Below are 22768 nucleotides of genomic sequence, written 5' to 3'. Positions count from 1 at the left end.
ACTATGAGTGAATTTTCCCAGACAGTCCCCGAACTGGTTGCCTGGGCCAGGAAAAATGATTTTTCTATTTCGCTGCCGGTCGACAGACTCTCTTTCCTGCTGGCGATTGCCACGCTGAACGGTGAGCGGATGGAAGGGGAAATGACCGAGGGAGAACTGGTGGACGCGTTCCGCCACGTCAGTGATGCGTTTGAGCAGACCAGCGAAACCATCAGCCAGCGTGCCAATAATGCCATTAATGATATGGTGCGCCAGCGTCTGCTGAACCGCTTTACCAGCGAAATTACCGAAGGCAATGCCATTTATCGCCTGACGCCTTTAGGCATCGGCATTACCGATTACTATATTCGCCAGCGTGAGTTCTCCACCCTGCGTCTGTCGATGCAGCTATCGATCGTTGCCGGTGAGCTAAAGCGTGCCGCTGACTCTGCAGAAGAGGGAGGCGATGAGTTCCACTGGCACCGTAATGTGTTCGCACCGCTGAAATACTCGGTAGCGGAAATTTTCGACAGTATCGATCTCACCCAACGAATCATGGACGAACAGCAGCAGTTGGTGAAAGACGACATTGCTCAGCTGTTGAACAAAGACTGGCGGGCGGCGATTTCCAGCTGTGAACTGTTGCTGTCGGAAACCTCCGGTACTCTGCGTGAACTGCAGGATACGCTGGATGCAGCCGGCGATAAGCTGCAGGCAAACCTGCTGCGCATTCAGGATTCGACCATGGCCCGCGACGATCTTAACTTCGTCGATCGCCTGGTTTTCGATCTGCAAAGCAAGCTGGACCGTATCGTCAGTTGGGGCCAACAGGCTATTGACCTGTGGATTGGCTACGATCGCCACGTGCACAAGTTTATCCGTACCGCGATTGATATGGATAAGAACCGCGTCTTCGCTCAGCGCCTGCGTCAGTCGGTTCAGACCTACTTTGATGCACCGTGGGCACTCACTCATGCTAGCGCCGATCGCCTGCTTGATATGCGCGATGAAGAGATGGCGCTGCATGATGAAGAAGTAACCGGGGAACTTCCTGCGGATCTTGAGTACGAAGAGTTTAACGAAATTCGCGAGCAGCTTGCGGCGCTCATCGAATCTCAACTGGCGATTTATAAAGATAAAGGCCTGCCGCTGGATCTCGGTCTGGTGGTACGCGAATATCTGGCGCAGTATCCGCGTGCGCGCCACTTTGACGTTGCGCGAATCGTTGTCGACCAGGCGGTACGTTTGGGCGTAGCGCAAGCAGATTTCACCGGACTGCCAGCCAAATGGCAGCCGATTAATGATTACGGAGCCAAGGTACAGGCGCATGTCATCGACAAATATTGAACAAGTGATGCCGGTTAAACTGGCGCAAGCGTTGGCTAATCCGTTATTCCCGGCGCTGGATAGCGCCCTGCGCGCGGGCCGTCACGTCGGTCTCGACGAGCTGGATAATCACGCCTTTTTAATGGATTTTCAGGATTACCTGGAAGAGTTTTATGCTCGCTATAACGTTGAGCTGATTCGCGCGCCGGAGGGATTTTTCTACCTGCGTCCGCGTTCCACCACGCTTATCCCGCGTTCGGTGCTCTCCGAGCTGGATATGATGGTGGGTAAAATTCTTTGCTACCTCTACCTGAGCCCGGAACGTCTGGCGAATGAAGGTATCTTCACCCAGCAGGAGCTTTATGATGAGCTGCTGACTCTGGCGGATGAAGCGAAACTGCTGAAGCTGGTGAATAATCGCTCCACTGGTTCCGACCTTGACCGTCAGAAACTGCAGGAAAAAATGCGCGCCTCGCTTAACCGTCTGCGCCGTCTTGGCATGGTGTGGTTTATGGGCCATGACAGCAGCAAATTCCGCATCACTGAATCGGTCTTCCGCTTCGGGGCTGACGTACGTGCTGGAGACGATCCACGCGAAGCGCAGCTGCGCATGATCCGCGACGGCGAAGCCATGGCGCTGGAAAATCGCCTGCAGCTCAATGATGAGAATGAAGAGAATCAGCCGGATAGCGGGGAGGAAGAGTAATGATTGAACGCGGTAAATTTCGCTCGCTGACGCTGGTTAACTGGAACGGTTTTTTTGCCCGTACTTTTGATCTCGATGAACTGGTGACCACGCTTTCGGGCGGTAACGGTGCCGGTAAATCCACAACCATGGCGGCTTTCGTTACGGCGCTGATCCCGGACCTTACGCTGCTGCACTTCCGTAACACCACGGAAGCCGGGGCCACCAGCGGTTCGCGCGACAAAGGTCTGCACGGTAAGCTGCGCGCCGGGGTTTGTTACTCAGTGCTGGACGTTATCAACTCTCGTCACCAGCGCGTGGTGGTTGGGGTTCGTCTACAGCAGGTCGCTGGTCGCGATCGTAAAGTCGATATCAAACCTTTTGCGATTCAGGGCCTGCCGACCTCCATTCAGCCGACTCAGTTGCTAACTGAAACCCTTAACGAACGCCAGGCGCGTGTCGTTACGCTCAACGAGCTGAAAGATAAACTCGAAGCGATGGAAGGGGTGCAGTTCAAGCAGTTCAACTCTATCACCGAATATCACTCGCTGATGTTTGACCTGGGCGTGGTGGCTCGTCGCCTGCGTTCGGCCTCGGACCGTAGCAAATACTATCGCCTGATCGAAGCCTCTCTGTACGGAGGGATTTCGAGCACCATTACCCGTTCGCTGCGCGATTACCTGCTGCCGGAAAACAGCGGCGTACGTAAAGCGTTCCAGGATATGGAAGCAGCGTTGCGCGAAAACCGCATGACGCTGGAAGCGATTCGCGTCACGCAGTCCGACCGCGATCTGTTCAAACATCTGATCAGCGAAGCCACCAACTACGTGGCGGCTGACTATATGCGCCACGCCAACGAGCGACGTATTCATCTCGACAAAGCGCTGGAATACCGCCGGGATCTGTTTACTTCCCGCGCCCAGCTTGCCGCCGAGCAGTACAAACACGTCGATATGGCGCGCGAACTGCAGGAACATAACGGAGCGGAAGGCGATCTGGAAGCCGATTACCAGGCCGCCAGCGACCACCTGAACCTGGTGCAAACCGCTCTGCGCCAGCAGGAAAAAATCGAGCGTTATGAAGCGGATCTTGATGAGCTGCAGATTCGCCTCGAAGAACAAAATGAAGTGGTGGCGGAAGCTTCTGACCAGCAGGAAGAGAACGAAGCCCGCGCCGAAGCCGCTGAGCTGGAAGTGGATGAGCTGAAAAACCAGCTGGCCGACTACCAGCAGGCGCTGGATGTGCAGCAGACTCGTGCGATTCAGTATAACCAGGCGCTGCAGGCGCTGGAGCGGGCAAAAGCCCTCTGCCATCTGCCGGACTTAACCCCGGAGAGCGCCGACGAGTGGCTGGAAACCTTCCAGGCGAAAGAGCAGGAAGCGACGGAGAAAATGCTGTCGCTGGACCAGAAAATGAGCGTGGCGCAAACCGCGCACAGCCAGTTCGAGCAGGCGTATCAGCTGGTGGCATCGATCAACGGCCCGCTGGCGCGTAACGAGGCCTGGGACGTAGCACGCGAACTCCTGCGCGATGGCGTCAATCAGCGGCATCAGGCTGAGCAGGCCCACGGGCTGCGCAGTCGCCTGACTGAACTTGAACAGCGCCTGCGTGAGCAGCAGGATGCCGAGCGCCAGCTGACCGAGTTCTGCAAACGTCAGGGCAAACGCTACGATATCGACGAGCTGGAAGCGCTGCATCAGGAATTGGAAGCCCGTATTGCTTCGTTGTCTGACAGCGTCTCTTCCGCCAGTGAACGGCGCATGACCCTGCGTCAGGAACTGGAGCAGCTGCAATCGCGCACCCAGACTCTGATGCGCCGCGCGCCAATCTGGCTGGCAGCGCAGAACAGTCTCAACCAGCTTTGCGAGCAGAGCGGTGAGCAGTTTGAATCAAGCCAGGACGTCACTGAATATCTCCAGCAGTTGCTGGAGCGTGAACGCGAGGCCATCGTCGAGCGTGACGAAGTCGGTGCCCGCAAGCGCGCTATCGACGATGAAATTGAGCGTCTCAGTCAGCCGGGCGGCTCTGAAGATCAGCGCCTGAATGCGTTAGCCGAGCGTTTCGGCGGCGTGCTGCTGTCAGAAATCTATGATGACGTTAGCCTCGACGATGCACCGTATTACTCCGCGCTATACGGACCGTCCCGCCACGCGATTGTGGTACCGGACCTGTCGCGCATTGCTGAACAGCTGGAAGGGCTGGAAGATTGTCCGGAAGATCTCTATCTGATCGAGGGGGATCCGCAGTCGTTTGATGACAGCGTATTCAGCGTTGATGAACTGGAAAAAGCGGTTGTCGTTAAGATTGCCGATCGCCAGTGGCGCTATTCACGCTTTCCGACGCTGCCGCTGTTTGGCCGCGCCGCGCGCGAAAGTCGCGTTGAAACGCTGCACGCTGAGCGTGAAGGTCTGTCAGAACGTTTTGCGACGCTGTCGTTTGATGTGCAGAAAACTCAGCGTTTGCATCAGGCGTTCAGCCGCTTTATCGGCAATCATCTGGCTGTCGCTTTTGAGGACGATCCGGAAGAAGAAATTCGTAAACTCAACACCCGTCGCGGCGAGCTGGAACGGGCGCTTAGCGCGCACGAGAGCGATAACCAGCAAAACCGGGTACAGTATGATCAGGCGAAAGAGGGCGTTTCGGCGCTCAACCGTCTGCTACCGCGCCTGAATCTGCTGGCCGACGACTCGCTGGCCGATCGTGTTGATGAAATCCAGGAGCGTCTTGATGAAGCGCAGGAAGCCGCGCGTTTCGTCCAGCAGCATGGAAACCAACTGGCGAAACTGGAGCCGATAGTTTCCGTTCTCCAGAGCGACCCGGAACAGTTTGAACAGTTAAAAGAAGATTACGCGTATTCGCAGCAGACTCAACGCGATGCGCGTCAACAGGCGTTTGCGCTGACCGAAGTGGTGCAGCGCCGTGCCCACTTTAGCTACTCGGATTCAGCAGAGATGCTGAGTGGGAATAGCGATCTGAACGAGAAGCTGCGTCAGCGTCTTGAGCAGGCGGAAGCGGAACGCGCCCGAACTCGTGAAGCGCTACGTACCCACGCCGCGCAGCTCAACCAGTACAACCAGGTACTGGCATCGCTGAAAAGCTCGTACGACACCAAAAAAGAGCTGCTCAACGATCTGCATAAAGAATTGCAGGATATCGGCGTACGCGCTGATGCGGGTGCTGAAGAGCGCGCCCGCCTGCGTCGTGATGAGCTGCATGCTCAGCTCAGCAACAATCGTTCGCGGCGTAATCAGCTCGAGAAAGCGTTGACCTTCTGCGAAGCAGAAATGGACAACCTGACCCGCAAGCTGCGTAAGCTGGAGCGCGATTACTGCGAAATGCGCGAACAGGTGGTGAGCGCCAAAGCGGGCTGGTGCGCGGTGATGCGCCTGGTGAAAGACAACGGCGTAGAACGTCGTCTGCATCGCCGTGAGCTGGCTTACCTTTCTGCTGACGAGCTGCGTTCAATGTCGGATAAGGCGCTCGGCGCGCTGCGTCTGGCGGTATCGGATAACGAGCATCTACGCGATGTACTGCGTGTTTCTGAAGATCCGAAGCGCCCGGAACGTAAAATTCAGTTCTTCGTCGCCGTCTATCAGCATCTGCGCGAGCGTATTCGCCAGGACATCATCCGTACCGACGATCCGGTCGAAGCGATTGAGCAGATGGAGATTGAACTCAGCCGTCTGACGGAAGAGCTGACCAACCGCGAGCAGAAGCTGGCTATTAGCTCTCGCAGCGTGGCCAATATCATCCGCAAGACCATCCAGCGCGAGCAGAACCGTATTCGTATGCTCAACCAGGGGCTGCAGAGCGTCTCCTTCGGTCAGGTCAACAGCGTGCGTCTGAACGTCAATGTACGGGAGACCCACTCGACGCTGCTGGACGTGTTGTCTGAGCAGCACGAGCAGCATCAGGACCTGTTTAACAGCAACCGTCTGACCTTCTCGGAAGCGTTGGCGAAGCTGTATCAGCGCCTGAATCCGCAGATAGATATGGGCCAGCGCACGCCGCAAACCATTGGCGAGGAGCTGCTCGATTACCGTAACTATCTGGAGATGGAAGTCGAAGTTAACCGTGGTTCTGACGGCTGGCTGCGTGCGGAGTCCGGGGCGTTGTCAACTGGTGAGGCTATCGGTACCGGGATGTCGATTCTGGTGATGGTGGTGCAAAGCTGGGAAGATGAATCCCTGCGCCTGCGCGGCAAAGATATCTCGCCGTGTCGTCTGCTGTTCCTTGATGAAGCGGCGCGTCTGGATGCCCGTTCTATCGCGACGCTGTTCGAGCTGTGCGATCGTCTGGAAATGCAGTTGATTATCGCGGCACCTGAAAATATCAGCCCGGAAAAAGGGACGACTTACAAACTGGTGCGTAAAGTGGTGAATAACCACGAGCATGTGCATGTCGTTGGGCTGCGTGGCTTTGCCCCACAGCTACCTGAAACGCTGCCGGGAACGGCTGATGCTTCGTAGGTCTATTCGGTGACCAGTCAAAGGGCGGCATGATGTCGCCCTTTTTGTTATCCGTTCCTGTATTTTAGGATTGTATAATCTTTTAACTTCTTTACATTTGGGAAGGCAAAAGCGTTTTCGTCTTCATATACTGAAAGTGAGCCCCAATTTTGCGGGCGGCAATGTGTTAACAGGGGGCAAGGGATGTTGCTAAAGAAATGGTATGGTCGTCAATTGTCGGTGCTCAGCCTGAGCCTGGCTTTTGCATTTGCTCCACTGTTCAATGTCCAGGCCGAAGAGCCTGAAGTTGTACCAACAGACAGCTCTGCAACTATCGGAGAGCTCTCTTCTGCGCTGGGCCAGAGCGAAGGCCAATCTGCAGCGGTCGCCAAAATGGCCGGTGAGCAGGCGCTTCCCGCCGATGCGGCGATAAAAAGTCGTGCCGATATTCAGGCCGTTCTGCCGTCCGGTTATCAGCCGGTATTTATGAATCCACTGGTATCGCTGTATGCGGCCAGGGACATGAAACCGATGTGGGATAATCGTGAGGCGGTGCAGGCGTTTCAACAACAGCTGGCTGAAGTCGCTATCGCCGGTTTTCAACCGCAGTTCACTAAATGGGTAGAGCTGCTGACCGACCCGGCGGTCAACGGCCTGGCGCGTGACGTTGTCTTATCCGATGCCATGATGGGTTATTTGCATTTTATTAGCGGTATTCCGACGCAGGGTAATCGCTGGCTGTATGGTACTAAACCGTACACGATGTCGACGCCGCCGCTATCAGTCATTAACCTGTGGCAGCAGGCGCTGGATAACGGTTCGCTACCGCAGTTTATCGCCGGTCTTTCGCCACAGCATCCGCAGTATGCTGCTATGCACCAGGCGTTATTAGCCCAGGTTGCCGATTCGCGTCCATGGCCGCAGCTCACCAGTAAGGCATCGCTGCGTCCTGGGGAGTGGAGCAACGATGCAGGCGCGCTGCGTGAAATTTTACAGCGCACTGGCATGCTGGATGATTCTGCCAAAATTGCTTTGCCTGGCGATGAAGCTGTTAGTCCATCCGCTGAGAAAACGGCCAAAAGCAGCGGTCGCGGCGTTTACGATCGGCAATTAGTTGAAGGTGTTGAGCGCTTCCAGGCGTGGCAAGGTTTAGGGGCTGATGGGGTCATTGGCCCGGCAACTCGTGATTGGCTCAATGTTTCACCAGCGCAGCGTGCTGGCGTGTTGGCGCTGAATATTCAGCGTTTGCGCTTGCTGCCGGGCAATTTGTCGACCGGAATTATGGTCAATATCCCGGCGTTTTCGCTGGTCTACTACCAGGATGGCAGCCAGGTGCTGGCATCGCGGGTTATCGTTGGCCGTCCGGATCGCAAAACGCCGATGATGAGCAGCGCGCTGAACAACGTGGTGGTTAACCCGCCGTGGAATGTGCCGCCGACGCTGGCGCGTAAAGATATCCTGCCGAAGGTGCGCAATAATCCAGGCTATCTTGAGCAGCATGGTTATACGCTTATGCGCGGCTGGAACAGTAAAGAAGCGATTGATCCGTGGCAGGTTGATTGGGAGACCATAACGGCATCGAATTTACCGTTCCGCTTCCAGCAAGCACCTGGTGCGCGTAATTCGCTGGGGCGTTATAAATTTAATATGCCGAGTTCGGATGCTATCTATTTGCACGATACGCCGAACCATAATCTGTTCCAGAGAGACGGTCGAGCTTTGAGCTCCGGATGCGTGCGCGTTAATAAAGCTTCGGAGCTGGCGAATATGCTGCTGCAGGATGCTGGCTGGAACGATGCGCGAATTTCAGATGCGCTCAAGCAGGGCAATACCCGCTACGTGAATATTCGCCAGAATATCCCGGTTAATCTCTATTATTTGACCGCCTTTGTTGGTACGGATGGACGTACACAATATCGAACAGATATTTACAATTACGATCTCACCGCGCGATCCAGCGCACAAATCCTGTCTAAAGCTGAACAATTAATCAGATAAATGAAGTAGTTCAACGGATTCGGTTGTCCTATCTTTGTGTGAAAACGGGCCTTGTTGTCTGCAAGGCCCGAGTTTACTGGGGTTGGGCTACCTTGACGTTGGCAATAATGCCCGGTAAGGTGCCTTTCGTGCGCCAGAAGTGCATATACATATAATCCTGCAAATGCGTGTGGCGGTAAGCAGCAAATTCTCTGTGGCTGATATTTATTGGCTGTCAGGGAGGTGAGCGCGTGCTGGCGGCTAACAGGCGGATTGCGGGAAAAGTATATTACGATTCATTTACCTGTAGACCTGATTATCATGGACAAATTTGACGCTAATCGCCGCAAACTGCTGGCGTTAGGTGGAGCTGCGCTCGGTGCTGCTGCCATTCTGCCTGCGCCGGCATTTGCCACCCTCTCGACCCCCCGACCGCGTATTTTGACGCTGAACAACCTGCATACTGGTGAATCACTCAAGGCGGAGTTTTTCGATGGCAGAGGCTATATTCAGGATGAATTAGCAAGACTTAATCATTTTTTCCGCGACTACCGCGCGAATAAAATTAAATCCATCGATCCTGGTTTGTTCGATCAACTCTATCGCTTGCAGGGATTAATTGGCACCAACAAGCCTGTCCAGCTCATCTCTGGTTATCGTTCCCTCGATACTAATGATGAACTTCGGGCACGAAGCCGTGGTGTGGCGAAGCATAGCTACCACACTAAGGGCCAGGCTATGGATTTTCATATTGAAGGCATTTCGTTAAGCAATGTTCGCAAAGCGGCGTTATCTATGCGCACAGGTGGTGTAGGATATTACCCACGTAGCAACTTTGTGCATATTGATACCGGGCCGGTACGGCACTGGTAACGAAAGGAGCATCATGAACTATCGTATTATTCCGGTTACCGCGTTCGCGCAGAACTGTTCTTTGATCTGGTGTGAACAAACCCGGCTGGCGGCTCTGGTCGATCCTGGCGGTGACGCTGAGCGAATCAAACAGGAAGTGACGGCGGCAGGTGTTAGCCTGATGCAGATTCTGCTCACTCACGGTCATCTCGATCACGTAGGCGCCGCGGCGGAACTGGCACAACATTACGGCGTGCCGATTATCGGTCCGGAAAAAGAAGATGAGTTCTGGCTGGAAGGATTACCCGCGCAAAGCCGGATGTTTGGTCTGGATGAGTGCCAGCCGCTACAACCGGATCACTGGTTGAATGAGGGCGATGTGGTTAGCGTGGGGAATATTTCCCTGCAGGTGCTGCATTGCCCTGGCCACACCCCCGGGCATGTGGTCTTCTTTGACGATGCTTCCAGACTACTGATTTCTGGTGATGTGATTTTCAAAGGCGGAGTAGGGCGTAGCGACTTCCCGCGCGGCGATCACAATCAGTTGATCGAGGCGATAAAACGCAAATTATTGCCGCTGGGCGATGACGTGTCGTTTATTCCCGGTCACGGTCCTATGTCGACTCTGGGCTATGAGCGCCTGCATAACCCTTTTCTGCAGGATGAAATGCCGGTCTGGTAATGATGCCGGATTGAAGGATGTAAAAAAGGCCGCAGATGCGGCCTTTTGTTTTTTTAAGACAAGGTTAGAGCACGGCAACAATCGCTTCGCACAGCGGGGCCATGTTGTCCGGTGTCATACCGGCGACGTTAATACGCCCGGATGCCACGGCGTAAATCGCGAACTCTTCACGCAGACGCAGAACCTGCTCTTTGGTCAGGCCGCTGAACGAGAACATCCCGTTCTGCTGAATGATGAAGGAGAAGTCGCGGCTCGCGCCTTTCTCTTGCAGGGTATTTACGAACAGCAGACGCATGCGCTGAATACGCTGGCGCATATCGGTCAGCTCTTGTTCCCAGATAGCGCGCAGCGCGTCATTGCTGAGAATCGTCGCCACTATCGAAGCACCGTGAGCCGGTGGGTTAGAGTAGTTAGCGCGAATAACGGACTTCATCTGGCTGAAAGCACGGTCTACCGTTTCCTGGTCAGCAGCAACCAGCGTACAGGCGCCTACGCGTTCATTGTACAGGCCGAAGTTCTTCGAGTAGGAGCTCGCAACCAGCAGCTCTTTATGCAGCGCGGCAAACGCACGCAGGCCTTCAGCATCTTCTTCCAGACCACGAGCAAAACCCTGATAGGCGAAGTCAAACAGCGGCAGCCAGCCTTTCTCTACGGACAGCTGCGCCAGCTGTTGCCACTGTTCCAGCGTCGGATCGATACCGGTTGGGTTGTGGCAGCAGCCGTGGAACAGTACGACATCGCCAGCCTGCGCTTCGTTCAGGCTGGCCAGCAGACCGTCGAAGTCAAGCCGGTGGTTAGCCGCATCGTAGTAAGCGTATTCGCAAACTTCCAGCCCGGCTGAGTTAAACACGCTTTTGTGGTTCGGCCAGCTAGGGTTGCTCACCCAAATGCGTTTAGCATCGGTATTCTTCGCCAGGAAGTCTGCGGCAACGCGCAGGCCACCGGTACCGCCCGGAGTCTGGGCGGTACGCGCGCGTTTATCATTAATAATCGCGCTTCCTTTGCCAAACAGGAGCTCCTGGGTGCAACGACCAAATTCTGGAATACCGTCGATGCCCAGATAATTCTTGGTGGTTTCATTTTCCAGCAGATATTGCTCTGCTTTTTTCACGCTGGTCAGGACTGGTGTCTTACCTGTTTCATCTTTATAAACACCAATTCCAAGGTTAATTTTTGTTGGGCGGTCATCGGCACGAAATAGATCGGCCAGGCCCAAAATAGGGTCGGCGGGGGCGGCAGTAATTTTCTCAAACATGACGAGGTTCCATTGTGATTACTGAAGGGAAATCCGCTATCAGGGTAACGGGAGATTTACAAATTGCCAACCGTTTGCGACTAAAAGCGAGAAGGTTTTCAAAAGTTACGATCTTCATCTTAGGAACGCAGAAAAGCAGGACCGAAGTCCTGCTTTTTAGGCATATCACGAAGGGGTGTACTGCTGATTAGAACTGGTAAACGATACCCACTGCAGCTTGGTCGTCGGTAGCAACGCCAGCAGCTTTGGTGTAGTCGTTGTCGTCCAGCTGGTTGAATTTATACGCAGCGTAAACGTTCATGTTCTTGTTGAAGTAGTACCAGGTACCCACTTCGACGTATTTAACCAGGTCAGCATCGCCGCCGGAGAAGCCAGCGCGAGAGCGCAGGTCTTTACCTTTAGTCTGGACGTAACCGATGGACGGACGCAGACCGAAGTCGAACTGATACTGAACAACAGCTTCGAAGTTCTGAGTTTTGTTAGCGAAGTAGTTGCCTTCGTTTTCCGGAGTCATGTTGTAGGTCTGAGAGTACATGACTGCGGCGTAGACGTTGTTCGCATCATACTTAGCGGAGGTTGCCCATGCTTCAGCTTTCTCGCCCTGACGGTCAGCTTTCTGATCGCCGCTGCGGCTGGAGTTAGCATAGCCTGCGGAAAGCGCAATACCGTTGTCAAACGCGTAGGTTGCCGAGGTGCTCATGCCGTCGCCGTTTTGTTTCTTCACAGCGCGGTCTTTGTTTTTACCCTGATACTGCAGCGCGAAGCTCAGACCATCAACCAGACCGAAGAAGTCAGAGTTACGGTAGGTTGCTACGCCGTTGGTACGGCCGGTCATAAAGTTGTCGGTGTAGTTCCAACCATCGCCACCCCATTCAACCAGCATATCGGTTGCAGCTTCAACGTCGTAGATCGCACCGTAGTTACGACCGTAGTCGAATGAACCGTATTCACCTGCTTTTAAGCCTGCGAAAGCCAGACGGGTTTTGGTGGTCTGGGAACCTTCAACGTTGGACGCATCCATGTTGTATTCCCACTGGCCATAACCGATCAGCTGTTCGTTGATTTGGGTTTCGCCTTTCAGGCCGATACGGGCGTAGGTGGTGTCGTCGCTGCTGGTGTCACCGTTAGTGGTCCAGACGTGCTCGCCAACCATTTTTCCGTAAAAGTCCAGTTTGTTGCCGTTTTTGTTATAGATTTCTGCAGCGTTAGCTGCACCGGCTACCAGCAGGGCAGGAATTACCGCTGCCAGAATTTTGCGCTTCATCATTATTTATTACCCTCATTTATATTTTTATATGAACACTTGCCACTGCCGCCAATAAGTTCTGTCAATAAAAATTTACGGAACTATTGATGATAGTTTGGTGTCTGGAGGCATCTTTCCATCCAGAACAACGTTTCGCTAGCCGGAAAATGCTACCAATGTCGCATATGAGTAACTAAGGGAAACCGTGTGTAACTAAATGTGTATTTAAGGGAACTTTGTGAACTCAATCAACATTCCGCTCTGATTTACCGATAAAACTCACTCTTCATATATATCTATATGAATTAATTATGATTAATTTAGATAAGAGAGCATTCATGCATTTTTTGTCACTATTTTGCTTCTTTTTTATTCAATGATTGTCTTTGCAAGTTGTGCGGTCATTGGTTGAAAAATGAGCAAAATAATCAGCCGGTTTGGCAATTTATGAACATAAGGTGCGGTTTTTGTGTCCGTCGGGTATCGAAATAGTGAGTAACATAAATGTGAATAAACAAGGTTGATGTTTAAGTTTCCTGACAAAAGAGGTTGCGGCTCCGTAGTGACGTAGGGTTTCACGGACATAATTTTATGCTGCTGGTGAGTCTGGTAAGACCGCGAGCCGGCGCATTTTTCGTCTTAGAATCGCCAATCCGACCCTCGTCACAATTCCGAATGACGGGATTATTTGTCCAGCAAAAGCATTATTTCTCTGATAACAACGATCGCTTACCCGCAGCCATAATTTCTCTCGTTAACTATCACGAGGAGCTTGAAATGAGTAAAAAACTGATTGCAGTCTGCGCATGTCCGATGGGGCTGGCCCATACCTTTATGGCGGCGCAGGCGCTGGAAGAGGCGGCGATTGAAGCCGGATATGAAGTGAAAATTGAAACCCAGGGGGCGGATGGTATTCAAAACCGCCTGACAGCGCAGGATATCGCCGAAGCGACGTTAATTATCCATTCTGTCGCCGTAACGCCAGAAGACAACGAGCGCTTTGAGACCCGCGACGTCTATGAAATCACGCTACAGGATGCGATCAAAAACGCCGCAGGAATCATAAAAGAAATTGAAGAGATGCTTGCCGCAGAACAACAATAATTGTCGACAGGGATACACGTATGGCCATTAAAAAACGCAGTGCAACCGTTGTGCCTGGCGCATCAGGGGCGGCCGCGGTTATAAAAAATCCTCAGGCCTCCCGCAACAGCTTCTGGGGCGAATTACCGCAGCATGTGATGTCGGGAATTTCGCGCATGGTACCGACGTTAATTATGGGCGGGGTGATCCTCGCCTTTTCCCAATTGATTGCCTATAGCTGGCTGAAAATTCCCGCTGACATCGGCATTATGGATGCGCTTAACAGCGGTAAATTCGACGGTTTTAACCTTTCATTACTCAAGTTTGCGTGGCTATCGCAATCTTTCGGCGGTGTGCTGTTTGGCTTTGCTATTCCGATGTTTGCTGCCTTTGTCGCTAACTCCATCGGCGGCAAGCTGGCGTTTCCTGCGGGGTTTATCGGCGGCCTGATGTCCACCCAGCCCACGCAACTGCTCAATTTTGACCCTGCAAGCCTGCAATGGGTGACGAGCGCACCGGTGCCATCAACCTTCATTGGTGCGCTGATTATTTCGGTTGTCGCCGGGTATCTGGTGAAGTGGATGAACCAAAAAATCCAGCTTCCCGGTTTCCTGCTGGCGTTCAAAACCACCTTTTTACTGCCCATTCTCTCCGCAGTTTTCGTCATGCTGGCGATGTATTACGTGATTACGCCGTTCGGCGGCTGGATCAACGGCGGCATTCGCGCCCTGCTGACGGCGGCGGGAGAGAAGGGCACGTTGATGTACGCGATGGGAATTTCGGCGGCAACGGCTATCGACCTCGGCGGCCCAATCAACAAAGCGGCGGGATTTGTGGCGTTCAGCTTCACCACCGATCACGTGCTGCCGGTGACCGCGCGTTCTATCGCTATCGTTATTCCGCCAATTGGTCTGGGGCTGGCGACGATTATCGATCGTCGCTTAACTGGCAAACGCCTGTTCAGCGCTCAACTCTATCCGCAAGGTAAAACGGCAATGTTCCTCGCCTTTATGGGGATCAGCGAAGGGGCGATTCCGTTCGCGCTGGAAAGCCCGATCACCGCTATTCCGTCGTATATGGTGGGTGCGATTGTGGGCTCGACCACTGCGGTATGGCTGGGGGCGGTGCAGTGGTTCCCGGAATCGGCTATCTGGGCATGGCCGCTGGTCAGCAATCTCGGCGTTTATATGGCGGGGATCCTGTTGGGGGCGGTGATTACGGCGCTGATGGTCGTCTTCTTACGCAATATGATGTACCGCAGAGGCAAGTTGCTGATCGAAAGCCTCTAATTTTAAGGGATTGCCATTATGACCTTACTTGCATCACTGCGCGAATGGCTAGAGGCGCAGCAACTGGATGCGGTGCTGATTTCGTCACGACAGAATAAGCAGCCGCATCTGGGGATCTCCAGTAGTTCTGGGTTTGTGTTTGTCAGCCGCCAAAGTGCGCATATCCTGGTCGATTCCCGCTACTACGCTGACGTCGAGGCTCGCGTCAGCGGTTATCAACTTCACTTGCTCGGCGGCGAGCAGACGATGACGACCGTCGTGAACCCGCTCATCGATGCCGAAAAACTGAAATCGGTGGGATTTGAAGGTGAGCAGGTTAGCTGGGAAACGGCGCGCGCATGGCAGGAGGCATTATCGGTCAGGCTGGTGAGCGCCCCTCTCGATACGCTAAGACGGATTAAAACGGTGGAAGAAATCGCCTGCATTCGAGAAGCCTGTCGGATTGCTGATGTGAGTGTGGAACATATCCGCTGCTTTATTCAGCCAGGTCTGCGTGAGAGGGAGATAGCCGCCGAGCTGGAGTGGTTTATGCGGATGCAAGGGGCGGAAAAAGCCTCATTCGATACCATCGTCGCCAGCGGCTGGCGCGGTGCGCTACCGCATGGGAAAGCCAGCGACAAGCGCGTTGAGGCAGGGGAGTTTATCACCCTGGATCTCGGGGCGCAGTATCGTGGCTATTGCTCTGATATGACGCGCACTTTTTTGCTGCCCGGAGCAGGCGTGACGCAAGAGAACCCGCTTTGGCCTGTCTATCAGATTGTGCTTGAGGCCCAGCTCGCGGCGGTAGCGGCGATTCGTCCGGGCGTGCGCTGTTGCGAGGTGGACGCCGCCGCGCGTCAGGTTATATCCGCAGCGGGCTATGGTGACTATTTTGGCCACAATACCGGACACGCCATTGGCATTGAGGTGCATGAAGACCCGCGTTTTTCGCCAGCGGATACCACGGTGCTGGAAGTGGGCATGCTGCTGACCGTCGAGCCAGGTATTTATCTTCCGGGACAGGGCGGCGTGCGCATTGAAGATGTAGTGCTGGTGAAGCCAGACGGTGCCGAGGTGCTCTATGCCATGCCAAAAACCGTGTTACTGACAGGAGTCGCGTAATGGATTTATCGCTATTGAAAGCGCTGAGCGAGGCGGATGCAATTGCCTCCTCGGAGCAGGAGGTGCGCCAGATTTTACTGGCGGAAGCGGAGAGCCTACATAAAGAGGTGCGTTTCGATGGTTTGGGATCGGTGCTGATCCGCCTGAATCAATCGGACGGTCCAAAAGTGATGATCTGCGCGCACATGGATGAAGTGGGATTTATCGTGCGCAGCATCTCGGCTGAAGGGGCGATTGACGTGCTGCCGGTGGGCAACGTGCGAACGGCGGCGCGTCAGCTCCAGCCGGTGCGAATCACCACTCGTAAGGGCAGCAAAATCCCCGGGTTGCTTGACGGTGAACGTAGCGGGAATGAGGTTGGCGCACTGCGCGTCGATATCGGCGCTCGCTCTTATGATGAGGTTATTCAGGCGGGGGTTTATCCCGGAGATCGGGTGACCTTCGACTCTGCACTTCAGGAACTGCCGCATCAGCGGGTGATGGGTAAAGCCTTTGACGACCGGCTGGGATGCTATCTGTTAATCAGCCTGCTGCGCGAATGGCATGCAACGGAACTGCCCGCGGAAATCTGGCTGGTAGCCAGTTCCAGCGAAGAAGTTGGGTTGCGCGGTGGACAAACGGCGGCCCGTGCGGTCGCACCGGATGTCGCCATTGTGCTGGACACCGCCTGCTGGGCGAAAAACTTCGATTATGGCGCAGCAAACCATCGACAAATTGGCAAAGGACCGATGCTGGTGCTTGCCGACAAATCGTTAATTGCGCCGCCTAAACTGACCGCCTGGGTAGAGAGTGTCGCCGCAGAGATCAACGTACCGCTTCAACTGGATATGTTCAGCAATGGCGGAACGGATGGCGGGGCGGTTCATCTGAGCGGAACCGGGATCCCGACGGTGGTGATAGGGCCGGCCACTCGTCATGGACACTGTGCCGTATCAATTGCCGATTGCCGGGACATTAACTGGACGCACCAACTTTTATCGGCCCTTATTACTCGTCTTACGCGCGAGACGGTGGCTCATTTGCAGGATTTCAGATGATTTCCTCGCGCTAATCAGGAGCGGTTATGTTAACGATTCAATTTCTCTGCCCGTTGCCAAACGGTCTGCACGCGCGCCCCGCGTGGGAGCTGAAAGAGCAGTGCGGGCAGTGGCAAAGCGACATCACGTTTATCAATCATCGCCACAACGCGCGGGCGGATGCGAAAAGCTCGCTGGCGCTGATTGGTACCGGTACGTTGTTTAATGACAGCTGTAGCTTGAGCATTAACGGCAGCGATGAAGAGCAGGCCAGAAGATCGCTGGAGGATTATCTTCAGCACCGCTTTATTGACAGTGACAGCGTCCAGCCGACGGCAGCCGAACTGGAGGCGCACCCGCTGCCGCGTTCCCTGACTCGTCTAAACCCGGACGTTCTGTACGGTACGGTGCTGGCAACCGGCGTTGGCTCGGGTGAGCTTGTTTTGTGGCAGAGCGATAGCCTGGACTGCTTTCGGGCGATCCCGGCGAATGCGCAAGATAACACCCGGCTGGAACATAGTCTGGCGACGCTTGCGGAACAGCTTAATCAACAGCTGCGTGAACGTGACGGTGAGAGTAAAACCATTCTCAGCGCGCATCTGTCGCTTATTCAGGATGATGAGTTTGCGGGCAACATTCGCCGCCTGATGGTTGAACAGCAAAAGGGGCTGGGCGCGGCGATTATTGCTAATATGGAGGAGGTGTGCGACAAGCTCTCGGCATCTGCCAGCGACTACCTGCGCGAACGGGTGAGCGATATCCGTGATATCAGCGAACAGCTACTGCATATCACCTGGCCCGAGCGGCGTCCGCGCAATGCGCTGGTCTTGAATCAGCCGACGATCCTTGTGGCAGAAGACCTGACGCCAAGCCAGTTTTTGAGCCTTGATTTACAGCATCTGTCCGGGATGATTCTGGAGAAAACCGGGCGCACCTCGCATACTCTGATTCTGGCTCGCGCCTCTGCCATCCCGGTGCTGAGCGGATTGCCGCTGGAGGCTATCGGGCGTTATGCCGGTAAGCCTGCGGTGCTTGATGCCCAGTGCGGCGTGCTGGCTATTAATCCGGATGCCGCCGTCAGTGGTTATTATGCGGTCGCCCAAAATCTGGCGGGTAAGCGTCAGCAGCGCCAGGCGCGAGATGCCGCCCAGCCTGGACTGTCGCGAGATAATCAGCGTATTGATATCGCGGCGAACATTGGCACTGCGCTGGAGGCCCCAGGCGCATTTGTTAACGGCGCTGAAGGTATCGGTCTGTTTCGTACAGAAATGCTGTTTATGGACCGCGACAGCGCCCCGGACGAACAGGAGCAGTTTGAGGCCTACCAGCAGGTATTGCTGGCGGCCGGTGAGAAAACGGTGATTTTTCGCACTATGGATATTGGTGGTGATAAAAATATACCCTATCTCAAGATCCCACAGGAGGATAACCCGTTCCTTGGCTATCGCGCGGTGCGTATTTACCCTGAGTTCGCCGGATTGTTTCGTACCCAACTTCGCGCTGTCCTGCGGGCGGCCACGTTTGGCAACGCGCAGTTGATGATCCCAATGGTCCACAGCCTCGATCAGATTTTATGGGTCAAGAGCGAGCTGCAAAAAGCGATAGCAGAGCTGAAAACAGAAGGCTTACGCCACGTAGAGGCTCTTCCGCTGGGCATCATGGTTGAAGTGCCTTCGGTTTGCTACATCATCGATCACTTCTGCGATGAGGTGGATTTCTTCAGCATCGGCTCGAACGATATGACGCAATATTTGTACGCCGTCGATCGTAATAATCCGCGCGTCTCAACGCTGTATAATCCGATTACGCCCTCATTCCTGCGTATGCTACAACAGATTATCCGCGTGGCGCATCAGCATGGAAAATGGGTTGGTATATGCGGCGAGCTGGGCGGTGAACGCCGCTATTTGCCGTTGCTTCTCGGGTTGGAGCTGGATGAGCTCAGTATGAGCAGTCCGCGTATTCCGGCAGTGAAAAGCCAGCTGCGTCAGCTCGATAGCCAGGCCTGCCGGGAGCTGGCGTTGCGGGCGTGCGAATGTCGCAGTGCGCAGGAGATCGAGGAATTGCTCAATCAGTTCGCGCCGCAAGACGATGTCCGTCCACTACTGGCGCGGGAAAATATCTTCGTCGGCGAAGCGCTCACCAACAAAGAGCAGGTCATTCAGTTCCTGTGCGGTAACCTCGGCGTTAACGGGCGTACCGAACATCCGTTTGAGCTGGAAGAGGATGTCTGGCAGCGTGAGGAGATTGTCACTACGGCGGTCGGGTTTGGCGTGGCGATACCGCATACAAAATCAGAGTGGATTCGCCACTCCAGCATCAGCATTGCTCGCCTCACTCAGCCCATCGACTGGCAGTCAGAAATGGGAGAGGTGGAGCTGGTCATTATGTTGACGCTCGGTGCTGACGAAGGTATTAACCATGTGAAGGTCTTTTCGCAGCTGGCGCGCAAACTGGTGAATAAAAACTTCCGTCAGTCGCTGTTCGCTGCTGAAAATGCCGAAAGCATTTTGGCGCTGCTGGAAGCGGAGTTGACGTTCTGATACTCAAGCATCGGCTTTACTGAAACCGAGCGCAGTAATCCCCCGGCGTCAGGCCAAACTGGCGCCGGAAAAGCCGGCTAAAATAGTCGCTGTCGTGATATCCGCACCGCTGCGCCACTTCGCTGATCGGCAGATGATACTTCTGTAGAATAATACGCGCTCTGGACATTCGTACCCAACGGACATATTCCACAAAACTCATCGTTCCATGCTGAGCAAAAAGCTTAGATAGATGGTTTGGCGTGATATTGAAAAACTGCGCCACGCTTTCGCGGCTTAGCGGCTGGGCATAGTTATCCTGCACCCAGTTACACATGCTGTGATAGATAAATTCCGAACGCGGGCGATGCGTATCAGGACGCGCATTCACCACGCCCCGGCACAGATGCAACAGGCTGAGCACCAGCGGTTGAATGATATCCTGGAGCTGAGGGGAGCGGCTGAGGTGAGTTAGCGCAGTAAGCATGGCCTCACCTTCGCCGCGCTGCGGGTGCGGCAGCTCAATACGGCGCACCGGGCGCAATAGAGACGCAGTGCGGTTATCGTAAAACGACAAGCCCAGCCAGGCCGGAGCAAACACCAGACTTAGCAGCATCACGGGTTTATCGCTGATGGGCTGGTTGGCCGCTCGGGCGGGAATAAACAACATTTCGCCTTCGGTGAGGCTGTGCTGCTGTTTCTCCAGTTGATTGCCGTATTCGCCGCGCAGGACGATATCAAGGCGTGGAAGCTCGATGCACAAGCTCCCCGTTGGCAGCGATACGGGCTGGGTGGCAAACCACACGCGGCCAAGGCGCTGCGGGTTAAGTACAAGGCCGCTGAAGAGATCGGCAAAAAATTGTTGATCTGCTGGTAAGCCTGGTTCTTTCATTGCCCGCTCTCATATGATAACTGCATTAATTATTTGAACTTTTTCACTTTACTCCCACCATGTGAAATTTCAAATTGCAGAATTTTACGTTTATCGATACGGGGTGCATCAACGAAAAAGGCCAGCTTGCGCTGGCCTTTGGCTGTCATGAAGATAAATCAGAATGTTGCGTTACGCGGGGTACGTGGGAACGGGATAACATCACGCACGTTCTGCACGCCGGTTACGTAAGCGATCAGGCGCTCGAAGCCCAGACCGAAGCCTGAGTGCGGCACGGTGCCGTAACGACGCAGGTCGCGATACCACCAGTAGTCTTCTTTATTAAGACCCATTTCCGCCATACGCGCGTCAAGCACGTCCAGACGCTCTTCACGCTGTGAGCCGCCGATGATTTCGCCGATGCCCGGAGCCAGGACGTCCATGGCGGCAACGGTTTTACCATCTTCGTTAAGACGCATGTAGAACGCCTTGATCTCTTTCGGATAGTTTTTGACAACCACCGGCGCTTTAAAGTGCTCTTCAGCAAGATAGCGTTCGTGCTCGGAGGAGAGATCCACGCCCCAGTACACCGGGTTCTCAAACTGCTTACCGCAGTTTTCCAGGATGGTGACCGCGTCAGTGTAATCGACCTGAGCGAAATCAGCGGAAACGAAACGCTGCAGACGATCGACCGCGTCTTTATCCACACGCTCGGCAAAGAACTGCATGTCGTCAGCGCGCTCGGTCAGCACCGCCTGGAAAACGTACTTCAGCATCGCTTCCGCCAGACCTGCAACATCGTTCAGGTTAGCAAAGGCGACTTCCGGCTCCAGCATCCAGAACTCTGCCAGGTGGCGGGTGGTATTAGAGTTTTCCGCACGGAAAGTCGGGCCGAAGGTGTAGATTTTTGACAGCGCACAGGCATAGGTTTCGCCGTTCAGCTGGCCGGAAACGGTCAGGAAGGCTTCTTTGCCGAAGAAATCTTTGTCGTAATCAACTTTGCCCTGATCGTTGCGCGGCAGGTTTTCCAGGTCCAGCGTCGAAACGCGGAACATCTCGCCAGCGCCTTCGGTATCGGAAGCAGTAATCAGCGGGGTGGAAACCCAGAAGAATCCCTGCTCGTCAAAGAAACGGTGCAGCGCCTGTGCCAGCGTGTGACGCACGCGGGCAACCGCGCCAATCAGGTTAGTACGCGGGCGCAGGTGAGCGACTTCACGCAGGTACTCGATGCTGTGGCGTTTTGCCGCCATCGGGTAGGTATCCGGGTCTTCAACCCAGCCGGTGACTTCAACGTTGCTGGCCTGAATTTCGAAGCTCTGGCCCTGGCCCTGAGAGGCCACGACTTTACCGGTGACGATGACCGAGCAACCGGTGGTCAGGCGCAGCACTTCCTGATTGTAATTGGGAAGAGAATTACTGATGACGGCCTGTACAGGATCAAAGCAGGAACCGTCATAGACGGCGAGGAAAGAAAAGCCAGCTTTAGAATCTCGGCGGGTACGCACCCATCCGCGCACGGTGACTTCGCTGTCAACGGCAACGCGGCCCTGGAGTACGTCGGCTACAGGCACAACGCTCATAATAGTCTCTCTTTATAGTCCAATAGAAAAATCTGTATCCCCCTTCAGTGGGGGGGATATCTATGTTACCTGTCATCTTCCATCAGACAAGCAGATTTCGCACGAGAAGGGGGAGTTTTAGTAAATAAATGGCGAGAGCGCTTTAATTTCTCACTCTTACGATTGGCGAGGAAGTCATTCAATCATCACCGTCATCTCTTGCTTGGCGTTTTGCATCGAAACAATGGTTCTGAACGACTTAATATTTCCCGAGGCGAAAAAAAGATCACGAGTCAGAACCTCATATTCCGCCATGTCGCGGACGTTAACTACCAGCAGAAAATCAAAATCTCCCGTGACATAGTAAACCTGCTGAACCTGTGGGCAGTTAACAAACCTTTGTTTGTCCTCCTCTAATAAGTCGAGCCGTTCATTTTCAATGGTCACCTGCACCATGATGGTGATAGGGCGACCCACTTTACTGGCATCCACTATGCTGACGTTAGTTTTAACCACACCCGCTTCTTCCAGCGCAGCAATACGTCGATTGACCGCTGAAGGAGAAAGGCTGACGAGATCGGCAATTTCTCGCTGCGAGAGCCGGTTGCTATGCTGCAAATGTTGCAGAATTTTTTTATCCCAGGCGTCGAGTTTCATAACCGCGTTACCCTCAATTATTGTGAGATACATCACCTCATGCAATTTTGTTGCGTCTCAACCCTTATTAAGGGTGAATATTGCGCATTAAGAGGCAATTTTGCGTCATTTAATTGCCTTGCGCAGTGTACCATCTTGATGAGTGAGGGAAAGAGATGAATGAATGATTTTATCTTTGCTTCTTATTATCCACATTGCATTGCAGATTATTTTGTAATGT

Annotated in this window: 16 protein-coding genes; 11 read left to right on the top strand and 5 right to left on the bottom strand. The window is 54.1% G+C overall.

Annotated elements, in window-relative coordinates:
- Window positions 1-3 precede the first annotated feature (3 nt).
- From mukF to AC07P6_RS20115, 6 genes are all read left to right on the top strand, one after another.
- Window positions 4-1326 carry a chromosome partition protein MukF gene (gene mukF / locus AC07P6_RS20140; protein WP_142512458.1) on the top strand — a complete coding sequence of 441 codons (1323 nt, stop codon included), beginning with the start codon at window positions 4-6 and terminating at the stop codon, window positions 1324-1326.
- Window positions 1307-2011 (top strand): chromosome partition protein MukE, encoded by a 705-nt coding sequence (gene mukE, locus AC07P6_RS20135; RefSeq protein WP_110275138.1) that lies wholly within the window; start codon window positions 1307-1309, stop codon window positions 2009-2011. The genes mukF and mukE overlap by 20 nt, the downstream gene beginning before the upstream one ends.
- Window positions 2011-6459 carry a chromosome partition protein MukB gene (gene mukB, locus AC07P6_RS20130; protein ID WP_478314379.1) on the top strand — a complete coding sequence of 1483 codons (4449 nt, stop codon included), beginning with the start codon at window positions 2011-2013 and terminating at the stop codon, window positions 6457-6459. Before mukE ends, mukB begins: the two co-directional genes overlap by 1 nt.
- A gap of 183 nt (window positions 6460-6642) precedes the next feature.
- Window positions 6643-8436, top strand: coding sequence for a L,D-transpeptidase (gene ldtD, locus AC07P6_RS20125; RefSeq protein ID WP_478314377.1), 1794 nt, complete (start codon window positions 6643-6645; stop codon window positions 8434-8436).
- Window positions 8437-8736: 300 nt separating this feature from the next.
- Window positions 8737-9288 (top strand): peptidoglycan L,D-endopeptidase MepK, encoded by a 552-nt coding sequence (gene mepK / locus AC07P6_RS20120; protein WP_110275398.1) that lies wholly within the window; start codon window positions 8737-8739, stop codon window positions 9286-9288.
- 13 nt (window positions 9289-9301) lie between these two features.
- The gene (locus AC07P6_RS20115; protein ID WP_478314375.1) at window positions 9302-9949 is read left to right on the top strand and encodes an MBL fold metallo-hydrolase; all 648 of its coding nucleotides are present in this window, start codon (window positions 9302-9304) and stop codon (window positions 9947-9949) included.
- Between the two features lie 64 nt (window positions 9950-10013).
- On the opposite strand, the gene AC07P6_RS20110 is transcribed toward AC07P6_RS20115, so the two are convergent.
- Window positions 10014-11204 (bottom strand): amino acid aminotransferase, encoded by a 1191-nt coding sequence (locus AC07P6_RS20110; protein WP_181482816.1) that lies wholly within the window; start codon window positions 11202-11204, stop codon window positions 10014-10016.
- Between the two features lie 187 nt (window positions 11205-11391).
- Window positions 11392-12471, bottom strand: a complete 1080-nt coding sequence (locus AC07P6_RS20105; protein WP_478314373.1) for a porin — start codon at window positions 12469-12471, stop codon at window positions 11392-11394.
- A 756-nt stretch (window positions 12472-13227) separates the two neighbouring features.
- Here AC07P6_RS20105 and AC07P6_RS20100 point away from each other — a divergent pair.
- The 5 genes from AC07P6_RS20100 to ptsP are packed head-to-tail and all read left to right on the top strand — an operon-like array spanning window position 13228 to window position 19482.
- The gene (locus AC07P6_RS20100; protein WP_112214623.1) at window positions 13228-13554 is read left to right on the top strand and encodes a PTS fructose transporter subunit IIB; all 327 of its coding nucleotides are present in this window, start codon (window positions 13228-13230) and stop codon (window positions 13552-13554) included.
- A 20-nt stretch (window positions 13555-13574) separates the two neighbouring features.
- Window positions 13575-14822: a PTS fructose transporter subunit IIC gene (locus AC07P6_RS20095; RefSeq protein ID WP_110275126.1), complete on the top strand. Its 1248-nt coding sequence runs from the start codon at window positions 13575-13577 to the stop codon at window positions 14820-14822.
- Window positions 14823-14840: 18 nt separating this feature from the next.
- Window positions 14841-15923, top strand: coding sequence for an aminopeptidase (ypdF, locus tag AC07P6_RS20090; RefSeq protein ID WP_478314372.1), 1083 nt, complete (start codon window positions 14841-14843; stop codon window positions 15921-15923).
- Window positions 15923-16960 (top strand): aminopeptidase, encoded by a 1038-nt coding sequence (gene ypdE / locus AC07P6_RS20085; protein WP_304257684.1) that lies wholly within the window; start codon window positions 15923-15925, stop codon window positions 16958-16960. Before ypdF ends, ypdE begins: the two co-directional genes overlap by 1 nt.
- Before the next feature lie 26 nt (window positions 16961-16986).
- Window positions 16987-19482 carry a phosphoenolpyruvate--protein phosphotransferase gene (gene ptsP, locus AC07P6_RS20080; protein WP_478314371.1) on the top strand — a complete coding sequence of 832 codons (2496 nt, stop codon included), beginning with the start codon at window positions 16987-16989 and terminating at the stop codon, window positions 19480-19482.
- Window positions 19483-19498: 16 nt separating this feature from the next.
- On the opposite strand, the gene AC07P6_RS20075 is transcribed toward ptsP, so the two are convergent.
- From AC07P6_RS20075 to AC07P6_RS20065, 3 genes are all read right to left on the bottom strand, one after another.
- On the bottom strand, window positions 19499-20353 hold the full coding sequence (locus tag AC07P6_RS20075; RefSeq protein WP_478314369.1) for an AraC family transcriptional regulator: 855 nt from the start codon (window positions 20351-20353) through the stop codon (window positions 19499-19501).
- Between the two features lie 158 nt (window positions 20354-20511).
- On the bottom strand, window positions 20512-21912 hold the full coding sequence (gene asnS / locus AC07P6_RS20070; RefSeq protein ID WP_182237649.1) for an asparagine--tRNA ligase: 1401 nt from the start codon (window positions 21910-21912) through the stop codon (window positions 20512-20514).
- 174 nt (window positions 21913-22086) lie between these two features.
- Window positions 22087-22548, bottom strand: coding sequence for an Lrp/AsnC family transcriptional regulator (locus AC07P6_RS20065; protein WP_112214730.1), 462 nt, complete (start codon window positions 22546-22548; stop codon window positions 22087-22089).
- Window positions 22549-22768: the final 220 nt, after the last annotated feature.

Source organism: Klebsiella sp. GFKo11 (assembly GCF_056490265.1).
The sequence above is the reverse complement of the archived record's forward strand: the minus strand, read 5'-3'. Positions and strand labels throughout refer to the sequence as shown.